We start from the raw sequence: 21,896 nt of genomic DNA on the forward strand, positions 1-21,896 counted from the left end.
AAACCAATTTGATTTGAGGATTAAAGCCATATATTCATGCCATAAGCAGAACTTTGGTATTAAAATTTTGCTTGAAGATACTCATAAATCGCATCTGCATCTGTAAGTTTAAAGAATTTTTCCATCTCTTTTTTATCTTCTTTTTGGAAGAAAAGAATAAGATCAGATAATAAGTGCACTTGACTTGATTTGTTTGCGTTTAAAATCAAGAATACGAAATCAACTGGTAAATCTTTATGAGGTGAACTCATATTTTGGAAAACTACAGGATTTGTTAATTTAACAGGTACAATTTTAGTTGTGTTCACAAATTCTGGTTCTGTATGCGGTACAGCGATATTAGGGAATGTTTCACTGATATTAGATAGAATGAGACCTGTTGGATAATTTTTCTCACGCTCTAAAACATGTTCTAAATAATTGTCTTTAACATAACCTGCTTTTAATAAAGCCTCTGTTACTTCTGCAAGTACCGCTTCTTTACTATCCGCACTCGACACGAATACACTATCTTTTGAAAATAAATAACTCATAAGCTGCTCCTTCTCTGCTGCATAGATTTTTCGTTTTCTCTTTTCATTTAAAGTATAGAAAAGTAATTAGATGTCTGTCAATCTATTATGTGTGAAATATAACAGGTGAGCAGCAAGCCATTTAACATAAAAGACAAAAATAAAACTCTGCTGCTGAGCAACAGAGTCTTATTGATTATCTATGCGCTTCCAACGCTAATTTGATATGTTCTAAATGATGATTACCATGCCATGCCATTTTCGCGACAATATCTGCTAATCTGCCTTCTCCTTCTTCAGGGTGAGAGAAGGTACGCTCAAATGCTGCTTCAGGTAATTTGCGAAGCAGGATTGCCCAACGTTTGTGCATGCCGTCAATTAATTCAAGCGAATATTCTAAAGGTGCTTTGTTATCTAAAGTATTGACCCAATCATCTTGAGAGAATGTTGAGACGTGGGGATGATCTTCAGTTAATACTAACTTAGTTCGGATGAAACCATGCATATGGCTGTCCGCTATATGATGGATTAATGTTTCTACATCCCAACTGCCTTCACGGTATGTCGCATGGCGTTCAGGTTCAGAAGCGTTAGATGTCAGTGTCGTAAGTTTATCTGGAAGTGTTTCAATCGCTTCAATCCAAGTATTTAAATCTTCTTTACTATAACTGTCAGGTTTTTGAAACTTTCCAATCGGAAATTGATTTTGTAACATGGATACTCTGCCTTTCATCATATATTTAATTAAGTGTCAGTATATCACAGACGAAATTAAATAGATAATTTATGGGGTTACGACCATGTCATTTTACAAAATTTTAAAAAAGTTAAGCCGTTTTCAATACTTGATAGCCTAGTTGTTCAATTTTATGACTGATTTCCTCTGTACTAAGTTTCGATTCATCAAAGCCGACTTTAACTTTACTGCTGTTAAAGAGCACTTTAGCATTTTCAACGCCGTCAGTTTGGTTTAAGGCACCTTCAATTTTCTTAATGCACGTAGGGCATGTCAGTGTTTCTAATTGTAGTTTGATTTGTTTCATTAATATCTTCTCCTTTAATTTTAAATCGAATTAAGCGCATCGCATTTAAGATAACGATGAGCACGCTTGCTTCATGAATAAACATTCCAATGGCTAAATTCACACCGCCGAGCAGTACACCAATGAGTAAACTAAATACTGTAATCATGGCGATTGCTATATTTTGCTTGATATTTCTGCTGGTTGCTTGTGCTAATAAGAAGGCATGTGCATACTGTTTTAAACGATCGGCCATTAAGACTATATCTGCTGTTTCCATTGAGACATCTGTACCGCCGTCTCCCATCGCAATACCGATATCCGCTGTCGCAATGGCAGGGGCATCATTAATACCATCTCCAGCCATCGCTGTGTGATAACCTTCTTGTTTTAGTTTCTCAATATAAGCCGTCTTATCTTCAGGCAGCAATTCAGCTTTGATGACATCAATATTTAATGCTTCGCCGATTGCCTTGGCTGTCTGCGGATTATCTCCGGTCAACATAACGGTTTGTTTAACACCGTGTGCCTTCATTAATTCAATCGCAGCTTTTGCGTCTTCTCGTATTTCATCTTTGATAGATAGGATATAAGCTAATTGCTGGTTGACTGCGACATAGACTAAAGTATGTGCAGTTTGTTCTTCGGCTTTTGCGTGCTGCATTGCTTGTGGACTTATCTGTACATGTTCAGCTTCCATTAATGCACGGTTGCCCGCACTGATGTGATAGCCGTCAATAGTACCTTGCAAGCCTTTGCCTTTATGGTGATCAGTCGTTTGCACATTATAATCATTCAGGTTGTAATGCTTGCTTGCATAGTCGACAATCGCTTTGCCGAGATGGTGTTCTGATGTTTGTTCTAAACTGCCGAGCATCCCTAAAAGTTCAGGAGGTGCTGTGTTAAAGCTTTCAATGTGAACGACTTCAGGTGTACCTTTGGTTAATGTGCCGGTTTTATCAAAGACCATGACATCGATTTTTGAGAGTGTTTCCATAATATCGCTGCCTTTGATCAAAGCACCATGTTTCGCACCATTACCAATTCCTGCAACACTTGACACTGGCGCACCGATAATTAATGCACCTGGACAAGCAATCACTAAGAAAGTAATCGCAAGGTGCAGATTCCATGTGATGAGTCCGACAAGTACAGCTAAGATGATAACACCAGGTGTATACCATTTAGCGAAGCGGTCTAAGAAACGTTCAGTATCAGATTTGGTTTCTTGTGCTTCTTCAATTAAATCTATAATTTTCGCAAAGGCTGTATCTTCTCCGACTTTATCCGCAATCATTTCAACGTATCCTGAATCTAAAATCGTACTGCTGAAAAGTGTGTCGTTCTGTGTTTTAGTTTTGGGTACAGATTCTCCTGTTATTGAGGCTTCATTCAATGTGCCTTCTCCTTTGACAATATGTCCATCGACAGGGACACGGCTGCCGGGAGTTAAAACAAGTCGGTCGCCTTTAACGACTTCATCAACACTGATTACAGAACGTGTTTTGTCTTCATTAAGTAATACTGCTTCTGTCGGTGCGAGCTCTGTCAATGATTGGATAGAGCGGCGTGTACGTTCTAATGTTTTCTTTTCAAGGTAGGTTCCAAATAAAAATAAGAACGTCACGACGGCAGATTCAATATACTCTCCGATAAACAGCGCCCCAATCACCGCTATACTGATTAACAACTCGATACTAAACATTTTAAATCTTAAAGCTTGTATGGCTTTTAAACCGATGACCAACATTGCAAGAACAGTGGCTATGATTAATAAAGCATTGCTGTAGAGGTGCAGGTCTTTTGGCACAAAACGTAAAATAATACCGATAACCAATCCTATGAATGACAGCAATGTCAGTTTCTGTTCATTACGGTAAATCCATTTAGTAAACATAAAAATCCTCCTCTCGTTTTTATTTGATGTGTGCTGCTTTCATCTTTAATGATACGAGAGAAGGGGAGAAATAAAATTGACCTAGATCAATTTTTCAGTACTTTATAGGTATTGTGGTTGATTTTGTCTAAAATACCTTCTTGTTCCAGCTGTTTGAAGGTACGATTCAGAGTTTCCGGCTGCATGCTTAAATAAGTCGCTAAATGTTTTTTAGTCATCGGTAATTTTAATATATTATCTTTAGTTTCAAGTTCAATATAAGCCATGAGGCGTTCTTTACTGCTCATCAGTGCGATTTGCGTTGTCATAGATTCTGTCTGATTCAAACGTTTGGCTAAACCTTCAATCATCTTTATACCGATATCTGGATAATCTTGTATCAGCGCATGGATTGCGGATTGGTCGATGGTACAAACTTGACTGTCTTCTATTGCTTCTGCGTAGGTTTGTGCACTGGACACAGCATCGAATAATGTCAGTTCGCCAGTAAAATCGCTATGATCCAATATGCGTATTAATTGTTCTTCGCCCTCATCAGTAAGTCTGAAAATCCTCACTTTGCCTGAATGTATGACAAATAATGTATGCACATCATCGCCGGCCATAAAGAGATATTCACCTTTCTTTATGGTATTAGAATGTACTTTTGAAAAGACATGTTCTAGTGCTGTACGATCCAAATTTTGAAAAATCGGTACTTTACTTACACATAACTGATAGCCTTTCATAATTATTCGCTCCTTTTTCATCCTTATATTAAGCATATGCTAATTTTTAAAAAGGGTAAATAACCTTGCTTTTAAGGTAAATGTAACGAATTAGTGAAAAGATCAACAAATTAATTTGAGAAATAGTATGTTTTTTATTGTCAAAACGCTTTCAGTGTGACATACTTTAAAATAATTAGTATGACACATTATGAAAAATATACGAGGTGATCTACAAATGACAAAATTAATCTATGCATTTGAAGAAGGCAGTCAATCAATGAAGGACCTACTTGGCGGTAAAGGTGCCAACTTAGCTGAAATGATGCGCTTAGGCTTACCTGTACCTGATGGATTTACTATCACTACAGAAGCTTGTATAGAATATTTAAAACAAGGTGCTACATTATCAGATGAATTAATAGAGGAATTACATACACAATTAGCAGCTTTCTCAGAACGTACTGGGAAATCTTTTTCATCTGACGACAATTTATTGTTAGTTTCCGTACGAAGCGGCGCAAAAATTTCAATGCCAGGTATGATGGATACAATTTTAAACTTAGGTTTAAATGATGAAAACGTTGAAAAGCTTGCGAAGAAAACAGACGATGCACGATTTGCATATGACTGTTACCGCCGTTTATTACAAATGTTCGGTCAAGTGGTTTATGGAATTTCAATGACAGCGTTCGACCGCTATTTCGATCAATACAAAGCAGAACATGGTTATGAAACAGATGCAGAGATTCCTGCAGAAGGTTTAAAAACTATCAGTGAACGTTTCAAAGAAATTTATGTAGAAGAAGTCTACAAACCATTCCCTCAAGAACCGTTAGAACAATTAACAGAAGCAGTTGAAGCGGTATTCAAATCTTGGGATAACGACCGTGCGCGTGTATACCGTGATTTAAACGATATTCCGCATGATATCGGTACAGGTGTCAACGTTCAAGAAATGGTCTTCGGCAACAGCGGTGAAAAAAGCGGTACAGGTGTTGCATTTACTAGAAACCCTGTAACTGGTGAAAACCACGTCTTCGGCGAGTATTTATTAAATGCACAAGGTGAAGATGTTGTGGCAGGTATTCGTACACCTAAAGAAATTGATACATTAGCACAACAAATGCCTGATGTTTATCAAGAATTTGTAGATGTCACTGAAAAATTAGAATTACATTATAAAGATATGCAAGATATCGAGTTTACGATTGAAAACGGTAAACTTTATATTTTACAAACACGTAATGGTAAACGTACAGCAAGAGCAGCAATGCAAATTGCGGTGGATCTTGTAGACGAAGGGGTTATTACAAAAGACGAGGCGCTGACAAAGGTAGATGTGAAATCAATCGATACATTATTGCACCCCGCATTCAAAGCAGAAGCTATTGAAGCAGCAGAAGCAATTTCAGATGCAGGCTTGCCAGCAAGTCCAGGTGCGTCTACAGGTAAAGTCGTATTCTCAGCTGAAGATGCGAAAGTACAAGCAGAACAAGGCGAAAAAGTAATTTTAATGCGTCCTGAAACATCACCAGAAGATATCGAAGGTATGGTCGCAAGTGAAGCAATTGTTACAACACACGGCGGCATGACATCGCACGCAGCTGTAGTTGCTCGCGGTATGGGTAAATGCTGTGTGACAGGATGTTCAAACTTGAATATTGATACTGAAGGCAAAACAGTAACTTATCATGGTCAAACATTGCATGAAGGCGATGTGATTTCTGTAGATGGTTCTACAGGTAATATTTATCTTGGCGAAATTGAAAAGACAGATGCTGAGCATAGTGAAGCGTTCGATCGTTTCATGCAATGGGCACAAGATGCTGCGCGCATGAATGTACGTATGAATGCAGAAACACCTCAAGATATTACATCTGGCTATAAATTCGACGCTGCAGGTATCGGTCTTGTAAGAACTGAGCATATGTTCTTTGGTGCAGAGCGTTTAGTACAAATGCGCCGCTTTATCTTAGCTGCATCTCAAGAAGAGCGCATTGAAGCATTGAATGAAATCCGTAAATATCAAATTGAAGATTTCGAACAGATCTTCAGATTATCAAACGGCAGACCAACGATTGTACGTTTGCTGGATCCGCCATTGCATGAATTCCTTCCTAAATCAGAAGATGAAATTCAAATGGTGTCACAACAATTAAACGTCGAAAAAGATGTTTTAAGAAAACGTATTACAGACTTGCATGAAACTAACCCGATGCTCGGTCACCGCGGCTGTCGTTTAGCTGTCACTTATCCGGAACTTGCGGAAATGCAGACGGAAGCTATAATCGGAAGTGTACTGAAATTAAAAGAAGAGGGTATCGAAAGCGAACCGGAAATCATGGTACCGCTTGTTTCAACAGCAGAAGAATTTAAAACATTGAAATCAACAATTCAAATGACTGCAGAAAGCATGTTGGAAGCAGCAGGTGTCTCTATCGATTACTTAATCGGTACAATGATTGAAACACCGCGTGCATGTCTGATTGCAGGAGAACTTGCAAAAGAATCAGAGTTCTTCAGTTTCGGTACAAATGATTTAACACAATTAACGTTTGGATTCTCTCGTGATGACGCGGGTAAATTCATCGGTGAATATATTAATAGAGGCTTGCTTGCAGTTGATCCGTTCCAAACATTAGATGTTGACGGTGTAGGACAACTCATTAAAACAGCAGTAGAACAAGCAAAAGCAACAAATCCAGAGATTAAAATCGGGGTTTGCGGCGAATTAGGCGGTGATCCTAAATCGATTCATTACTTCAATGACTTAGCGATTGATTACGTTTCATGCTCTCCATTCAGAGTTCCAGGTGCTATGTTAGCTGCTGCACAAAGCCATGTAGAAAGCGAGAGAGTGGTCGGTGCAAAACAATAAAGAACATTTAGCTTTATATGTCGTATCAGATTCTATCGGAGAAACTGCACAACGTATGATTCATGCGACTTTGACGCAGTTTCCCGGTTTAGAAGAAAGTGCGGAAATAAAAAAGTTTCCATTCATTAAAAATGAAGAAGAATTTTTAACCATTTTAAAATTGGCGAAACAACGTGATGCAATCGTTGTCACAACACTTGTGAGTCCGAAGTTTAATAAAATCGGACGCACATATGCTGAAGAGGAAGGTATTCCTTATATAGATTACATGACAGATTTATTGCGTTTGATTGAAGAAAAGACACAAACGCATGCAGTGAGAGAAAGCGGTGCATTACGCAAAATGGACCAGCATTATTTCCAACGTATCGAAGCGATGGAATTCTCAGTGAAATATGATGACGGCAAAGTGTTTGACGGCATCGAAGATGCAGATGCGGTGATTTTAGGAGTATCCCGAACATCTAAAACACCACTCAGTATGTATCTAGCCAATAAAGGTTATAAAATTGCTAACATTCCATTAGTACCTGAAGCACCTATCCCAGAAGAGGTGTTCAGCAAGAAAATGCTGGTATTTGGTTTAACCGCAAGTCCCGATTATATTATGAATATCCGTACACAACGCATCCGTGTACTGGGTATGAAAGGTTCAGCCAATTACAACAGCTTACAAAGAATCAAACAAGAATTAAGTTATGCAGAAGAAGTATTCGATAAATTTAATGCCACAGTCATTAATACAGAATACAAGTCCATTGAAGAATCTGCATTTTACATTGAAAAATATTTAAACAAATAGTCATTCATCCATCCATAACTATAATAGAAAATTCCATAATAACTTCTCACAAATATAAACTTGAAGCCGCAGCTGTCTCCATTTAGTTGCGGCTTTTAAAATTGAAATCATTTATAAGCGTGCTTTTTCAAGAAAATTGAATTTTTCTATTCATATTTTTATTGCGGGAAATTCCAGAAACCACTATACTTAAGTGAAAATATACAACCACCAAGAAGACACAAAGTTAGGGGATAGAGAGATGGAGAAACAAAATCAACCTGATGCCAAGACAATAAGGTTAATTGCGATTATCGCAGTGGCTTTGGGCGTACTTGGAATTATTAAATATATCTGGACTGAACATAGTCAGAATAATCCGATAGATCAAGGTAATAAAATCGCAACACCGACTTTATTTATGCATGGTTATGGCGGCAGTGTAAATTCCGAACGCTACTTTGCACAGCAAGCCAAGAAAGAAGGTTACGCAAAAGACGCTGTGGTTGCGACAGTAGGTTCGAACGGTCACGTTACTTTAAAAGGGAAGATTGAAGCTGATGACAAACATCCGATTGTCTTAGTGAACTTAAAAGACAATAAGAACAGTGATATGAAGCTGAATGCTTTATGGATTAAAAATGTCTTAGAAGCTTTGAAACAAGACTATCAATTCAAGCAATACAATATTGTCACTCATTCAATGAGTAATCTGTCGTTTGCGAATTACATGCTCAAATACGGGAACAATGCAGATTTGCCTGAGTTAAACAAACAAGTCAATATCGCTGGTACATTCAATGGTATTATCGGTATCAATGATGAACCGGGAAAAGTGACAGTAGATGACAACGGCAAGCCTGATCAAATGACAGATGGTTATCTAGATTTATTGAATTTGAAAAAGGTTGCGGCTTATGAAAAAGTATCGATTTTAAACATTTACGGTGATATCGGTGATGGTTCAAATAGCGATGGCCGTGTGACGAATGCTTCTTCAAAATCATTAAAATATATAATGAATCATCATGCGAAAAGCTATCAGGAACACTTGATTAAAGGCAAACAAGGACAGCATAGCCAATTGCATGAAAGCAAAGAAGTAGCAGATCATATATTCAAATTCTTATGGAAATAAGTGCAAAGGTTAGAAAAAATACAAATAGGCAATATAATAAATAGAAGTATTAGAATAAATGAGGTGTAAAACATGAAAGCAATAGGTGCAGATAAAGCCTTTGAATTATCAGAAGGCAACTTATTTTATGAATTCGACAAAGAAAAACCTGTTCCTAAAGACAGAGAGTTATTAGTTAATATTAAGGCTATCAGTGTCAACCCGATAGATACGAAACAACGCAAGCGACCTATCGAAAATCCGCCGAGAATTTTAGGCTATGACGCAGTAGGTGTGGTAGAAGCAACAGGTCCTAATTGCGAACTGTTTAAGACGGGCGATGAAGTGTTTTATTCCGGCTCGTTATTATTTGATGGGTCAAATGCGGAGTATCAAGTGATGGATGAACGCTATGCGGCAGCAAAACCTAGCAATGTGTCATACAATGAAGCAGCAAGCTTCCCATTAACTTCTATTACAGCATATGAAGTGCTCTTTGATATTTTCAATATTTCTTCAAACCCTGATAACAACAAAGGCAAAACATTATTGATTATTAATGGTGCAGGCGGTGTCGGCAGTATTGCGACACAAATTGCTAAAGCATATGGTCTTAAAGTGATTACTACCGCAGGCAGAGAAGAAACAACAGAATGGTCAAAACAAATGGGTGCAGACTTAGTCATTAATTACAAAGAAGATTTAAAAGCACAGTTGGATGCTAATGGTGTCAAAGAGATTGATTTTATCTTCTGTACTTTTAATACAGATATGTATTATAAAACAATGATTGATTTAGTCAAACCAAGAGGCATTTTAGCAACAATCGTCGCATTTAATGAAAATCAAGACTTGAACTTGCTTAAAGGCAAAAGCTTAACATTTGCGCATGAAAATATGTTTGCACGTTCTATCAATGATACAGATATTATTCAATATCACCGTTATTTGACAGATGTGTCTAAAAAGGTAGAAGCGGGTGTCTACCAGCCGACAGTCACAAAAGTTGTTGATCAGCTGACACCAGAGACGCTTTATGAAGCACATCAATCTTTAGAACAACATAAGATTAATGGTAAATTAGTATTCAATTTAGAAAATAAATAATGAATAGAGACATCAGAAACAGTTGGAAATACTGTTTTCTGGTGTTTTTTTAAAATTGTATCAAAGCTAAACAATTGCTTAATCTTCAACTAAGTTCTATGATGAGGCAACAATCACAAATAAAGGAAGTGTTCATATGAAAGCGATTGGTGCAGATCGCAGTTTTGAATTATCAGAAGGTAATTTGTTTTATGAATTTGATAAAGAAGTACCGACGCCTAAAGGTAATGAAATTTTAGTGAAAGTCAAAGCTATTAGTGTGAATCCTGTCGATACAAAAATCAGAAAATCACCAGTAGAAAAAGCACCAAGAATTTTAGGTTATGATGCTGCAGGTGTGGTAGAGGCAGTCGGACCTAAAAGCGAATTGTTTAATGTCGGTGATGAAGTATTTTATTCCGGTTCAAGTTTCTATGACGGTTCAAATGAACAATATCAAGTGATGGACGAGCGTGTGGTTGGAAAGAAACCAAATAATGTTTCATACAGCGAAGCAGCGAGTCTGCCTTTAACAGCATTAACAGCTTATGAAGTGTTGTTTGATGTCTTCGGCATTTCTTCAAACCCTGATAATAATAAAGGCAAATCTATTTTGATTATAAATGGTGCTGGCGGTGTCGGCAGTATTGCGACACAAATCGCAAAAGTCTATGGTCTTCATGTTGTAACAACAGCAGGCAGACAAGAAACAAAAGAATGGTCTGAATCTATGGGCGCTGATATTGTCTTAAATTATAAAGAAGATTTAAAAGATCAATTAGCTGACCATCAAATCCAATACTTTGACTACATCTTCTGTACGCATGATACAGACGAGTATTATGACCTCATGATTGACTTAATCAAACCAAGAGGACATATTACAACGATTGTAGCTTTCAAAGAGAAACAAGATTTGAATTTATTAAAAGGCAAAAGCCTGACATTCACACATGACTATATGTTCGGAAGATTAGACTATGGTGTGGATGAAATTCAGTACCACCGCTATTTAACGGACTTATCCCAAAAAGTAGAGGCAGGCAGTTATCAACCAACGATGACAAAAGAAGTGAAGGGTTTAACATCAGAAACATTGTTTGAAGCACATCAATTATTAGAAAGCCAATCTATGATTGGAAAATTAGTTATTAATATGGAAAATGAATAAGATTAGGTTATGCACTGAGGTAAACACTTCAGTGCTTTTTTCTTAAAAAAAGTAATGCACAACCCAGTATAATACCGCAAAAAATAATAAAGGTTAAAAAGCGCCATATCGGGTAATGACATCATATCAACGTTTAGAAGGGATTTAGGTTTATGAAAGTCAATAAGATGACCAAAGTGTTTTGGTTTGCGCTTACGATATGCACGCTATTTGTGATTTTCGGCGCAATTTTCCCAAAACACCTTGAGACAGGGACACAACAAATTACAACTTTCATCGCAAAATATTTCACTTGGTATTATCTGATTTTATTATTAGTGATTTTGATTGTTTGTATTTATTTGTTGTTCTCACGTTATTCTAGTATCACTTTAGGTGAGGAAGGAGAAGATCCTGAGTTTTCACTGCAATCTTGGTTTGCGATGCTGTTTAGTGCAGGTATGGGAATTGGTTTAGTATTCTGGACAACAGCAGAACCTATCAGCCATGCTTATACACAAACTCCGTTACATAAAGCAGGGACGCAAGCAGCCATTGATGATGCGATGCAGTTCGCATTCTTCCACTGGGGTGTGCATGCTTGGGCAGTATACGGTATTGTCGCATTAGTCTTTGCCTATTTCAGTTTCCATAGGGGCTATGCAGGATTAGTCAGTGCAACATTAGTGCCGTTATTCGGCGAAAAGCGCATGCGCGGTCCTATCGGCGGAATGATTGACGTACTTGCGATTATTGCGACGGTAACCGGTGTAGCTGCAACTTTAGGATTCGGTGCATTGCAGATTAATGAAGGGCTGCACTATTTATTCAAACTGCCGTCTAACTTTGGAATGCAAGTTGTCATTGTAGTAATTTCGACAATCTTATTCACATGGAGTGCTTGGTCAGGGATTGATAAAGGGATTAAAACACTCAGCAATATCAATATGGTATTAGCATTTATCGTATTGATTGTCTTGTTTGCGGTCGGACCAACATTATTCACATTGAATAACTTTACGAACTCATTAGGGAATTATATTTTCAATTTCTTCGGTATGAGTTTGCGTATTCCGCAAAATGGCGGCGACAAATTCCAATGGATGCAGAACTGGACAGTATTCTATTGGGCATGGTGGATTTCATGGGCACCATTCGTCGGTATTTTTATTGCCCGTGTTTCACGCGGCCGTACAATTAAAGAATTTATTTTAGGTGTATTATTTGTGCCGGCATTAGTATGTTTCTTCTTCTTTGCGGTATTCGGTTCAGCTGCGATTTATTTACAGAAAAATGGTATTGCAGATATTGCAAAAGAGGCAACTGAAACAGCTACATTTGCGACACTGCAGCATTATCCTTTAGGTTTCATTTTAAGTTTAGTGTCGTTAGCAGTCATTATGATTTTCTTCGTCACATCAGCTGACTCAGCGACTTATGTATTAGGTATGCTGAGTTCAAAAGGCAGCATCAGTCCTTCATCTTCAGTCAAAGTTTCATGGGGTGTGATTTTAGCCTTGTTCGCATTGATCATGATTTATACAGGAGGAACACAAGCGATTCAAAACTTATTGATTATCGCTGCATTGCCTTTCTCCGTTGTCATTATTTTCATGATGTGGTCGCTGTTTATAGCGTTAGGCGAAGAAAAACCGAGGTATCACACGGCAAATCATAAACAGCGTAAAGTGCTGTCTAAAAAGCATAACCGCAATATTTCAGAGTCAGATTCTTAACTATAAAGCATAAGCTGCTATATACAATACGTCTTGTATATAGAGCTTATGCTTTTTAATTTTTAATTGGTTAAATTCAATGTGTTTTCCAATTGTTTAGCAGGGGTATTTAAATATTAAAGTAATTAACATTAGGATTGAGGAGGTGCAGCACCGTGAGAAGATTGAAAAATTTTATATTAGGTATTTTGATTGTGGCAGTTGTCGGTATGCTTGTCTTTATGCTTGTGAAAGTACCTCAAGTACCGCAAGTTGATACTTATCAGCAACAGCTTCTGACTTTCGCATGGTTCTTGCCAGTACTGTTTACCTTAGCAGGTTTACTGATTTTACTCGGCATCATACTGATTTTCAGTCTGTTTGCGCCCACACATCGAAAACCAGGGTTGTATAAACTCTATTCGGATGGTCATATCTATATATCAAGAAAATCAATTGATAAAGTTGCACTTGATACTATGGCACAATATGATCAGCTCATGCAGCCGAATGTGGTGACAAAATGCTATAGCAAGAAGAAAAAGTCTTACATAGACTTAAAGGCTGATTTCTTTTTACCAGATCAATCACATGCACAAACGATAACTGAAAATGTCAGAACAGATATTAAGAAAAACGTAGAGTATTTTGCGGAAGTACCTATTAGAAAATTAGAAGTAAATGTCAAGGATCAAAAAAGTCCATCAAGTCCAAGAGTGTTATAAAGGAGGGGGAACAGGATGTCTAACGAAAACAAACAAAAACCGAATGATTCTACACAACACGTTGTTGATTTTATAAAGAGTTACATTGGAAGAATTGTTGGCTTTTTAGTCTTTTTAATCATTGCGATTTTATTTTTAACCATCGGCTTTTGGAAAACCGTCCTGATTATCGTGTTGTGTTTAATCGGAATAGGAATCGGGTACATTAAAGACCGTAGACAACAATTTCTAAACTTTTTAAATCGGTGGAGCTAACTTATAATTTTAGTAAATATTTGAGACGCATATGGAAATTTCTAAATAAAAAGGAGAATGCACTATGGCAGTTGATAATACTAAAGCAAAACAAGCATATGACCAAGAAACAGGGGTAAACCAAGTGGAGCAGCAAGAAAACCAAGCGAACCAACAACCTAAATTCCAAAACAAATTAACATTCGCAGATGAAGTTATTGAAAAAATTGCCGGTATTGCGGCACGCGAAGTAGATGGGATTCTGTCATTGAAAGGCAACTTCGTAGACAGCATCAGCAACCAATTCTCTAGTACTGAAAATGTCACACAAGGTGTATCGGTTGAAGTAGGAGAAAAACAAACAGCAGTAGACTTAAAAGTCATTTTAGAATACGGTGAAGCAGCACCTAAAATCTTCCGTAAAGTGACAGACTTGATTAAAGAACAAGTAAAACACATGACTGGCTTGCAAGTTGTTGAAGTGAATATGCGTGTTGAAGATGTGATGACACGTAAAGAATTCGAACAAAAACAAAAAGATAATAAAGAGCAGCAAAAACAAGAAAAAGGATTACAATAAGTAATCTGAAGCATAAAGTAATGGCAGAGGACGGAAATAGGTTTCCGCCCTCTTTTTTTGGAAGAAATACAAAAAAGACAGGAAGTCTATGCTTCCTGCCAGAATATAAGAGTATTTGATTTAGTGAGATGCTAAAGGATTGTCGACTTTCACGTAAGTATATTCATGTGCCTCATCTTCTAAACGCATGGTTGTCACGCACTTATAGTCAATAGTCTGATCAAAGAAGACTTGTTCGATACGTGATAAACGTTCATTATCAATCTCTTTATCCTCATGCATTTGTTGGAACTTGGCTTGTGTTATACGTTTAACTTCGTTCCACAGGTTGTTTTCAAATGCGGCGCTATCTTCTGCGTGTTGTGCAATAGTAAGAATCATTTCGCCTAAATGATTTTGAATCGTTGAATAGAAGGCTTTGTTGAAAACAGAAACGGATTTATCAGTTAATATACGTGATTTCTCATGGAAATGAGCAGTTGGATAACCAAGTTGATTCAACTGTGATTCATCAATTCTCAGGCCTTCAAAATCTCTGATAAAGATATGGTTGAAGCTGCCGTCTAGGTTAAATGAAGCAACCGCATTTTGAAGGTGTGCTTCTAATGCAATGCCGTATTTAACCATCAGCGGAACAACTAAATCTACTAGGGCTTGTGCATAATCTGAAAGCCATGATAATGCGGCAGATTCGAATGCATCAAACTTTTGTGCTGCTTTGAAACGTGTAATCAATGCATTGACCACCGCAGTGCCTTCATTAGGGTTCACTGACACAAAGCTTGATGGAATGATATTAATCGTATTGTCTTCTGTAAGATGATAAACGTTTTCGCGCAATAATGAACCTAATTGTTCGCTGCGTTCAGTTTGATATTCGCCTTGATCATTCGCATTATAAAAATGAATACCTGCTGTTTCAGGAATCGTTGAAGCTTGGATGTCTTTAAATAATGCATCTTGTGCTAAGATGCGATTGACGATATGTGTCACTAACGGTCCATTGAAAGTAGTTTGTTCAGATAGGGTACGAATTTCACCTGTAATATGCACATTGGTAGATAACTTCACATGCGGTGTAGTTTGCGGCAGTTTCGGTATCAATGTTCTAAAGGATAGACCGGCATAATACGTTGTATCATAATCAATGTCTAAGATAAGCCCTTGATTGATTTCATCTTGGTAATCGCGATGTAAAATTTCATCATATTGCCACGGATGCAAAATAATAATACTGTAAGCTTCTTTGGCATCATTTGGTACAGCTTGCTCAAAAGCTGTTTTCAAACCATCAAAAGCATTAAAGAGCGTGTCATTATATGTATGCTCAAGTGTTTGTGTTCGAACTAAGTCATTATGCACAGCAATCCATTTTAAGGCTTGTTTATGCTGAAACTCTGAAGAATAGCGGATATTCATTTCAGGCGTTAAGCCTTTACGCAGTTTGGCACCCGGGTGAAGCGGATGACCTTCGATGACTGCTTGTTCAGAACGTAAATAACTGTCTGAAGCCTGTTCGATAATTTCAAGCATTGAATGTGTATCGTCTTTTAAAGCAGTTGCTTGATAGCTTAATGCAAGTGCCATATTGGCTGCACTGTTCATCATATCATCACTGAATTGCTGGCTTGCAGGACCCGTATATTGCGGCGCCTCTTTCAAGATGACATTCAATACTTCTTCTGGATGCATAATACGCTGTACATGATCAGAATCAGAAAGGGATACAAAATAAAAAGGTCCCTGCATATCAATGCGGTCAAAAGCATGGAATCCTGAGATAGGGGCATAAAGTGATTGATCAGAAGCCGGCCAATCCATTTTCATAACCTTTTGTGTTGGGGACACAAGCGCAAACGGAACTTCTTCAGCATTAAGAATTTGTGAAGTATGCGCTTGGTTCACCATATTTTCTCTATAAATTGAAACCACGAGACGTTTTGTAATTAAATCTCTGGCTGTAAGTAAAACTTTAGTAAATTGTTCAGCCCACAATGGGTGGTTGGCACTAAGAAAATCATATGCTGATTGTTCCTCTTGTGTCAGGTTGATTGGTTGCTGATGAGTATCTTGTAAATTATTTTTCATAATACACCTCTTAATTAATCATTTTACAAAACTACTAAAGATTTGTATAATCCATCATATCGGTAATGATAATCATTATCAATTAAAAAGACAGGTGGAATTTTGAAATGGCCAAATATTTTTTTCCAAGTTCATTCCTACTGTTTTTGGGGAATTGGATCGGACAAATTGCATTAAACTGGTATGTTTATGACTCTTACCATAATGCGTTTTATCTTGGTCTTGTCAATTTCGTACGGCTCATTCCTATTTTATTTTTAAGCATTTGGGCTGGTGCGATTGCAGATAAGTATGATAGAGGCGTATTAATTCGTATTACGATTACATCTTCTGCCGTTTTAACTGCAATCTTATGTTTTTTAAGTTTTGAAATCGGGGAATTGCCAATATACATTATTTTGATTTATGCCTGCGGGAGAGGCATACTTAATGCTGTAGAGACGCCGATCAGACAAGCAATTTTACCAGATTTATCTGAAAAGCTCAGTACAGTCAAGGCAGTTTCATATCATTCATTTATTATCAATATCTGCAGATCAATCGGTCCTGCAGTTGCAGGTGCTATTATAGCAGTGCTGAATGTAAAATTTGCCTTTTTAGCACAAGCTGTTGTTTATGTCGGTGCTGCACTTTTATGTGTACCGCTGCACTTTAAAACAGCTTCAGCTTCTACCGAAGAAGCAGATGCCCGCTTTTCAGTGTCGGTCGTCAAAGATTATTTTAACACTCATGTACAAGGACTCAATATTTTTATCACATCATTGCTTATCATGGCAACTGGCTTTTCATATACCACGCTTTTACCGGTATTAACCAGTTTGAACTTTCCAGGTCAAGCCTCTGTCTTTGGTATTGCAATGACATTTAGTGCACTCGGCGGTATTACTGCTACATTGCTTTTACCGCAATTATTGAAATTATTTTATTCAATCAATGTGTATTATTTGAGTTCGATTTTATTTGGTATCACATTATTGATGGTGATCATGCCGAACTCGATTTTACTTTTTGGATGTATCTTCTTAATAGGATTATTCAGTCAATGCGCACGTACGACCAATCGTGTTTATTTCCAAACACATATCGAACCAGAGAAGCGCGGTCGTATATTAAGTATAGTCATGATGGACCGCGGTATGATTCCGTTAGGTGCTGTCATTATGAGTGCTTTAACAGAGATGATTGGTATCGTGCCTACATTTATTACGATGGGAATCAGTACGATTATCATCGCGACCTTGTTTTACGGGGTTAAAGAACTGAAGAATAGAGGAAGTGTAATATAAATGGAAACAACAATTCAACAAGCAGATATGAATATGCAGCACCGTGTATTCAATGCATGGGTCAAAGAGCATATCTATCCAGAAGGTACGCATATCCGTCATTTAGAAGACAGATTAGAAGTACAATATAAAGGACAGCTGCTGTTTGTAAAAATTACTGACCGCGGTGCCTTTGAACGTTATAAAATGGTGGGTCAAATTCAATATCAAGTCGGTAACCAAACAACACCGATTGCTTCCTTAGAAGCTTTAGTAGAAATATTAGAAACACATTTCGATACACCTTTTCCTGAACGCTTGAAACAAGAATTGATTCACAGCAGAAGAGGTTTTGATTTAACCTATGCGCAAATGGAGCAGCGTAGAAACTTGATTCAAGACAGCATGAAATTCTCAAGGATGCCTGTAAGTTTGAATTACTTTGCGTGGATGTCGCATATGACTGCGTTGGGTGAAATGGATGATTTGCTTTACTCTGAAAGTTTAGTCGCAGAAGGGCATCCGACACATCCATTATCGAAAACAAAATTGCCCTTAACAAATGAAGAAGTGCAGCGCTATGCGCCTGAATTCGAACAAATCATTCCATTAAAAGTTATGCTGTTGAAGAAGGCAGATGCAGTGACAACTAGTGCATCGCACGATCAAGACTTTATGTTGAATGAAGTTTTGAAACATCACAAACAGCAACTGAAAGATTATGCGAAAGCACTCGGCTATAATATTGATGATTTTGAAGTGGTGATTGTACATCCTTGGCAATATGAACATGTCATAGTGGAGCAATTTAAGTCATGGATGATTGAACAGCGATTAATTCCGACACCCGTTACGTTGAAGTCTAAAGCGACTTTATCATTTAGAACGATGGCGCTGTTAGATGATTCGTTTCATATTAAATTGCCGGTACAAGTACAAGCAACAAGTGCTGTTCGTACTGTGTCTTCTGTAACAACAGTAGACGGACCTAAACTCAGCTATGAACTGCAAGATATGTTAGATGTTTACCCGCAGCTGAAAGTCGCAAAAGAACCGTTTGGTCTGCATGCTAAAACAGAACCGGATCAAGCGCGTCAATTAGCATATATAGTGCGGGAAAAACCTGAGCTAGATGGAGAAGGCGTCACTGTCGTCACAGCAAGTTTAGTCAATTTTAATCCTGTAGATAATAAGAAAATTGCGGAAAGCTATTTAGAATGGGTGGATAATGCAGTGACACCTGAATCCATCAAACAATTCATTACTGTCTATGCACATACATTAATACCGCCTTTGATTGCTTATATTCAAGAATACGGTATAGCATTAGAAGCACATATGCAAAATACCATTGTGAAATTAGGCAAGGATTATAAAATGACTTTCATGGTCAGAGATTTAGGCGGTTCGCGTATTGATTTAGAAACACTCAGAAAGAAAATACCGAATGTACGCGTTGAAAACGAAAGTTTAATTGCAAAAGACATGGAAGCAGTGATTGCGAAATTTCAACATGCAGTGATTCAAAATCAATTAGGAGAATTGATTTATCATTTGAGCCAATATGAAGGTGTGACGGAAGCGGAATTGTTTGAAATTGTGCAGCATATTACGAAACAAGCGATAGATCCTAACCAACCGCATGCAGAAGTACTGCATCGTGTGCTGTTCGGACCGACAATCAAAGTGAAGTCGCTGCTTCGAATGCGTATGGAAGGCAAAGTGAAACGCTATGTCAATACAGTTCTAGAGAATCCGTTGCGAAAAGGAGAGTGAGTCATGTGGCTTATGTAGAAATAGATTTAGCTAAAATCAAATTTAATGCGCTGATGCTGAAACAAAAGCTGGACCAAAGAAATTTGGAAATGATGCCGGTTATAAAATGTGTTGCCGGAGATAAGCTGATTGTAGAAGCTTTAAAAAGTTTAGGATTTGATCAAATGGGTGATGCACGTATGGTCAATATCGATCAACTTAATGATGAAGCACTCTCCTATATGCTGATACGGACACCGAACCGCAGTGAATTAGAAGATTGCGTCAATAAGACAGCCATCAGTATTCAAACAGATATTGAAACCATTCGTTTATTAAATGAAACAGCTAAAGCACAAGGGCGCAAACATAAAATACTTTTAATGGTAGATTGGAAAGACAGCCGCGAAGGTGTATTAACCTATGATGTCGTGCGTTATATCAATGAAATCATGTATATGCCTAATATCTGTCTAGCAGGACTGGCTTTCAACTTTATGTGTTTTATGGACTTTCCGCCGACGGAAGAAGATATCTTACGTATTAATCAATTCATACAAAATGTAGAAAAAGACACAGGCTATCCGTTGAATATGATTTCCGGAGGTAATTCTAGTGCTTTGCCGCTGCTGGATTATTGTACGTTCGGCAGAATCAATCATCTGCGCATTGGAGAATCATTATTCAGAGGTGTCAGCACAGTAGATCAGCAGCCGATTCATTATTTATATCAAAATGCGATTACGTTGAAAGCTGAAATTATAGAGATTAAACCAAGAATTGATGTGAAGCGGGATACATCTTACTTGCAAGCTATTTTAGATATTGGACATATCGATACAGTTGTAGAAGATATCATGCCGCTTAATAATCAAATCAAAGTGATGGGTGCAACCAGCGACCATTTAATGATTGATTTGCAGAATGCTGATTATTATCAAACTGGAGATGTGATTGAATTTACATTAGGCTATAATGCATTGGCACAAAGTATGTATCAAAAAACATTGAAGCATGTCTACATTAAAGATGCAGGTGTGCAAGTGTTAGTAGACCACTTTAAAACACATCCTGACCATGTACAAATCAGGCCTTAACGCTTGAAAATAAGAAAGTATTGTGAAAACCGGACTAATTTGTTCGGTTTTTTCTTAAAAAATTTATATCTATATTGACATTGAGAATCGTTATCAATAAAATAAAAAGTAAGATGATTGAATGAGCGCTAAATGGGATATATCATAATGAATGAAAGCGATTGTAATCCTTTCTGGCATACATAACTTGGGCGATTTTATGATAGCTTCAAAGTTAACAAAAGCGTCATTTCATTTGTGTCTCATAAAGCATCTAACCATATTAAGGAGTGAAAGCATGAACAGATTAAAGTTTCTTGGTATTCTTATGTTAGTACTCGCTTTGACAGTAGTTGCTGCATGCGGAAATAACAGCAAAGACAGTTCAAAGGAATCTGACAGCAAATCTTCAGAAGATACAATTGCAGTAAAAAATGAAGCAGGCACTACAAAAGTTAAGAAAGATGCTAAACGTGTTGTTGCTTTAGAATATTCATTCGTTGATGCCTTAGCGGCATTAGATGTGAAACCTGTCGGTGTGGCAGATGACAACAAGAAAGATCGTATTATTAAACCGATTCGCGAAAAAATCGGTGATTATGAGTCAGTAGGTACACGTAAACAACCTAACTTAGAAGTCATCAGTAAAGAAAAACCTGATTTGATTATTGCGGATGCGCAACGTCATAAAGGTATTTATAAAGAATTGAACAAAATAGCTCCAACAATCTTATTACCAAGTTTCGATGGAGACTATAAAGAAAATCTTGAATCATTCAAAACTATCGCAAAAGCCTTGAATAAAGAAAAAGAAGGCCAAAAACGCTTAGATGAACATAAAAAGAAAATGGATGAGTATTCAAAAGATATTACTTTAAACAAAGATTTAGCTGCTTTACCAGCTGTTTTAACTAAAACAGATATCATGGCACACTCAGATAAATCTTATGTAGGTCAAGTATTCAATGAATTAGGATTTAAAGAAGCGTTAAACAAAGATGTTTCAAAAGACTTGCCTAAATATTTAGAAGGTCCGTACTTGAAAATGACAACTGAACAAGTTGCTAAAGTAAATCCTAAACAAATGTTCATTATGATTGATGAAAAAGACAAACCGTTATTGAAAAAACAAGAAAATGACAAAGTATGGCAAACAATCGATGCAGTTAAAAACAAACGTGTTTACACTGTAGACCGCAGTACTTGGTCAAGATCTCGCGGCTTGATTTCATCAGAGGAAATTGCGAAAGAATTAGTAAAACTATCTAAAGAACAAGACAACAAATAAGCGATTAAGAATAATAG

At 37.3% G+C, this 21,896-nt stretch carries 19 protein-coding genes; 13 read left to right on the top strand and 6 right to left on the bottom strand.

Annotation, left to right across the window (positions count from 1 at the left end; genetic code table 11):
- Window positions 1–59: 59 nt before the first annotated feature.
- The 5 genes from C7N65_RS04855 to C7N65_RS04875 form a co-directional block, all read right to left on the bottom strand.
- Window positions 60–533 (bottom strand): PTS sugar transporter subunit IIA, encoded by a 474-nt coding sequence (locus tag C7N65_RS04855; RefSeq protein ID WP_105993341.1) that lies wholly within the window; start codon window positions 531–533, stop codon window positions 60–62.
- Between the two features lie 175 nt (window positions 534–708).
- Window positions 709–1,227, bottom strand: coding sequence for a YfiT family bacillithiol transferase (locus tag C7N65_RS04860; protein ID WP_105993342.1), 519 nt, complete (start codon window positions 1,225–1,227; stop codon window positions 709–711).
- 112 nt (window positions 1,228–1,339) lie between these two features.
- Window positions 1,340–1,555, bottom strand: a complete 216-nt coding sequence (locus C7N65_RS04865) for a heavy-metal-associated domain-containing protein (RefSeq protein WP_105993343.1) — start codon at window positions 1,553–1,555, stop codon at window positions 1,340–1,342.
- The gene (locus C7N65_RS04870) at window positions 1,503–3,431 is read right to left on the bottom strand and encodes a heavy metal translocating P-type ATPase (protein ID WP_105993344.1); all 1,929 of its coding nucleotides are present in this window, start codon (window positions 3,429–3,431) and stop codon (window positions 1,503–1,505) included. The genes C7N65_RS04865 and C7N65_RS04870 overlap by 53 nt, the downstream gene beginning before the upstream one ends.
- A gap of 86 nt (window positions 3,432–3,517) precedes the next feature.
- Window positions 3,518–4,159, bottom strand: a complete 642-nt coding sequence (locus C7N65_RS04875) for a Crp/Fnr family transcriptional regulator (protein ID WP_105993345.1) — start codon at window positions 4,157–4,159, stop codon at window positions 3,518–3,520.
- A 217-nt stretch (window positions 4,160–4,376) separates the two neighbouring features.
- Between C7N65_RS04875 and ppdK the strand changes: the two genes are divergently transcribed.
- From ppdK to C7N65_RS04920, 9 genes are all read left to right on the top strand, one after another.
- Window positions 4,377–7,019 carry a pyruvate, phosphate dikinase gene (ppdK, locus tag C7N65_RS04880; RefSeq protein ID WP_105993346.1) on the top strand — a complete coding sequence of 881 codons (2,643 nt, stop codon included), beginning with the start codon at window positions 4,377–4,379 and terminating at the stop codon, window positions 7,017–7,019.
- Window positions 7,006–7,821 carry a pyruvate, water dikinase regulatory protein gene (locus C7N65_RS04885; RefSeq protein ID WP_105993347.1) on the top strand — a complete coding sequence of 272 codons (816 nt, stop codon included), beginning with the start codon at window positions 7,006–7,008 and terminating at the stop codon, window positions 7,819–7,821. Before ppdK ends, C7N65_RS04885 begins: the two co-directional genes overlap by 14 nt.
- 241 nt (window positions 7,822–8,062) lie before the next feature.
- Window positions 8,063–8,938, top strand: a complete 876-nt coding sequence (locus tag C7N65_RS04890) for an alpha/beta hydrolase (RefSeq protein WP_105993348.1) — start codon at window positions 8,063–8,065, stop codon at window positions 8,936–8,938.
- A 72-nt stretch (window positions 8,939–9,010) separates the two neighbouring features.
- Window positions 9,011–10,024 (top strand): zinc-binding alcohol dehydrogenase family protein, encoded by a 1,014-nt coding sequence (locus C7N65_RS04895; RefSeq protein ID WP_105993349.1) that lies wholly within the window; start codon window positions 9,011–9,013, stop codon window positions 10,022–10,024.
- Window positions 10,025–10,160: 136 nt separating this feature from the next.
- The gene (locus tag C7N65_RS04900) at window positions 10,161–11,174 is read left to right on the top strand and encodes a zinc-binding alcohol dehydrogenase family protein (RefSeq protein ID WP_105993350.1); all 1,014 of its coding nucleotides are present in this window, start codon (window positions 10,161–10,163) and stop codon (window positions 11,172–11,174) included.
- A gap of 152 nt (window positions 11,175–11,326) precedes the next feature.
- Window positions 11,327–12,889 carry a BCCT family transporter gene (locus tag C7N65_RS04905; RefSeq protein ID WP_105993351.1) on the top strand — a complete coding sequence of 521 codons (1,563 nt, stop codon included), beginning with the start codon at window positions 11,327–11,329 and terminating at the stop codon, window positions 12,887–12,889.
- A 155-nt stretch (window positions 12,890–13,044) separates the two neighbouring features.
- Window positions 13,045–13,593, top strand: coding sequence for an alkaline shock response membrane anchor protein AmaP (amaP, locus tag C7N65_RS04910; protein WP_105993352.1), 549 nt, complete (start codon window positions 13,045–13,047; stop codon window positions 13,591–13,593).
- Window positions 13,594–13,608: 15 nt separating this feature from the next.
- Window positions 13,609–13,848, top strand: coding sequence for a DUF2273 domain-containing protein (locus tag C7N65_RS04915; RefSeq protein ID WP_105993353.1), 240 nt, complete (start codon window positions 13,609–13,611; stop codon window positions 13,846–13,848).
- A 64-nt stretch (window positions 13,849–13,912) separates the two neighbouring features.
- The gene (locus C7N65_RS04920) at window positions 13,913–14,407 is read left to right on the top strand and encodes an Asp23/Gls24 family envelope stress response protein (RefSeq protein WP_105993354.1); all 495 of its coding nucleotides are present in this window, start codon (window positions 13,913–13,915) and stop codon (window positions 14,405–14,407) included.
- Between the two features lie 120 nt (window positions 14,408–14,527).
- Here the strand turns inward: C7N65_RS04920 and C7N65_RS04925 are convergent, their stop codons facing one another.
- On the bottom strand, window positions 14,528–16,495 hold the full coding sequence (locus C7N65_RS04925) for an IucA/IucC family protein (protein ID WP_105993355.1): 1,968 nt from the start codon (window positions 16,493–16,495) through the stop codon (window positions 14,528–14,530).
- 107 nt (window positions 16,496–16,602) lie between these two features.
- Between C7N65_RS04925 and C7N65_RS04930 the strand changes: the two genes are divergently transcribed.
- The 4 genes from C7N65_RS04930 (at window position 16,603) to C7N65_RS04945 (ending at window position 21,879) form a co-directional block, all read left to right on the top strand.
- Complete coding sequence (locus C7N65_RS04930; RefSeq protein ID WP_105993356.1) at window positions 16,603–17,781, top strand: MFS transporter; 1,179 nt, start codon at window positions 16,603–16,605, stop codon at window positions 17,779–17,781.
- Window positions 17,782–19,536 carry an IucA/IucC family protein gene (locus tag C7N65_RS04935; protein ID WP_105993357.1) on the top strand — a complete coding sequence of 585 codons (1,755 nt, stop codon included), beginning with the start codon at window positions 17,782–17,784 and terminating at the stop codon, window positions 19,534–19,536.
- A gap of 5 nt (window positions 19,537–19,541) precedes the next feature.
- Entirely contained in the window at window positions 19,542–20,612 is a 1,071-nt protein-coding gene (locus tag C7N65_RS04940; RefSeq protein WP_105993358.1) for an alanine racemase, read from the top strand.
- 277 nt (window positions 20,613–20,889) lie between these two features.
- Window positions 20,890–21,879 carry an ABC transporter substrate-binding protein gene (locus tag C7N65_RS04945; protein WP_105993359.1) on the top strand — a complete coding sequence of 330 codons (990 nt, stop codon included), beginning with the start codon at window positions 20,890–20,892 and terminating at the stop codon, window positions 21,877–21,879.
- Window positions 21,880–21,896: the final 17 nt, after the last annotated feature.

This window comes from Staphylococcus simulans, from assembly GCF_002994445.1.
Lineage (GTDB): Bacteria > Bacillota > Bacilli > Staphylococcales > Staphylococcaceae > Staphylococcus > Staphylococcus simulans_B.

Excerpts from the sequence above, each read along its gene's own strand:
- ppdK (WP_105993346.1), top strand. The coding sequence starts at position 4,377 with ATGACAAAATTAATCTATGCATTTGAAGAAGGCAGTCAATCAATGAAG.
- C7N65_RS04945 (WP_105993359.1), top strand. The coding sequence starts at position 20,890 with ATGAACAGATTAAAGTTTCTTGGTATTCTTATGTTAGTACTCGCTTTG.
- C7N65_RS04895 (WP_105993349.1), top strand. The coding sequence starts at position 9,011 with ATGAAAGCAATAGGTGCAGATAAAGCCTTTGAATTATCAGAAGGCAAC.
- C7N65_RS04890 (WP_105993348.1), top strand. The coding sequence starts at position 8,063 with ATGGAGAAACAAAATCAACCTGATGCCAAGACAATAAGGTTAATTGCG.
- C7N65_RS04875 (WP_105993345.1), bottom strand. The coding sequence starts at position 4,159 with ATGAAAGGCTATCAGTTATGTGTAAGTAAAGTACCGATTTTTCAAAAT.
- C7N65_RS04920 (WP_105993354.1), top strand. The coding sequence starts at position 13,913 with ATGGCAGTTGATAATACTAAAGCAAAACAAGCATATGACCAAGAAACA.
- C7N65_RS04870 (WP_105993344.1), bottom strand. The coding sequence starts at position 3,431 with ATGTTTACTAAATGGATTTACCGTAATGAACAGAAACTGACATTGCTG.
- C7N65_RS04865 (WP_105993343.1), bottom strand. The coding sequence starts at position 1,555 with ATGAAACAAATCAAACTACAATTAGAAACACTGACATGCCCTACGTGC.
- C7N65_RS04905 (WP_105993351.1), top strand. The coding sequence starts at position 11,327 with ATGAAAGTCAATAAGATGACCAAAGTGTTTTGGTTTGCGCTTACGATA.
- C7N65_RS04860 (WP_105993342.1), bottom strand. The coding sequence starts at position 1,227 with ATGTTACAAAATCAATTTCCGATTGGAAAGTTTCAAAAACCTGACAGT.
- C7N65_RS04915 (WP_105993353.1), top strand. The coding sequence starts at position 13,609 with ATGTCTAACGAAAACAAACAAAAACCGAATGATTCTACACAACACGTT.
- C7N65_RS04930 (WP_105993356.1), top strand. The coding sequence starts at position 16,603 with ATGGCCAAATATTTTTTTCCAAGTTCATTCCTACTGTTTTTGGGGAAT.
- C7N65_RS04935 (WP_105993357.1), top strand. The coding sequence starts at position 17,782 with ATGGAAACAACAATTCAACAAGCAGATATGAATATGCAGCACCGTGTA.
- C7N65_RS04925 (WP_105993355.1), bottom strand. The coding sequence starts at position 16,495 with ATGAAAAATAATTTACAAGATACTCATCAGCAACCAATCAACCTGACA.
- C7N65_RS04900 (WP_105993350.1), top strand. The coding sequence starts at position 10,161 with ATGAAAGCGATTGGTGCAGATCGCAGTTTTGAATTATCAGAAGGTAAT.
- C7N65_RS04855 (WP_105993341.1), bottom strand. The coding sequence starts at position 533 with ATGAGTTATTTATTTTCAAAAGATAGTGTATTCGTGTCGAGTGCGGAT.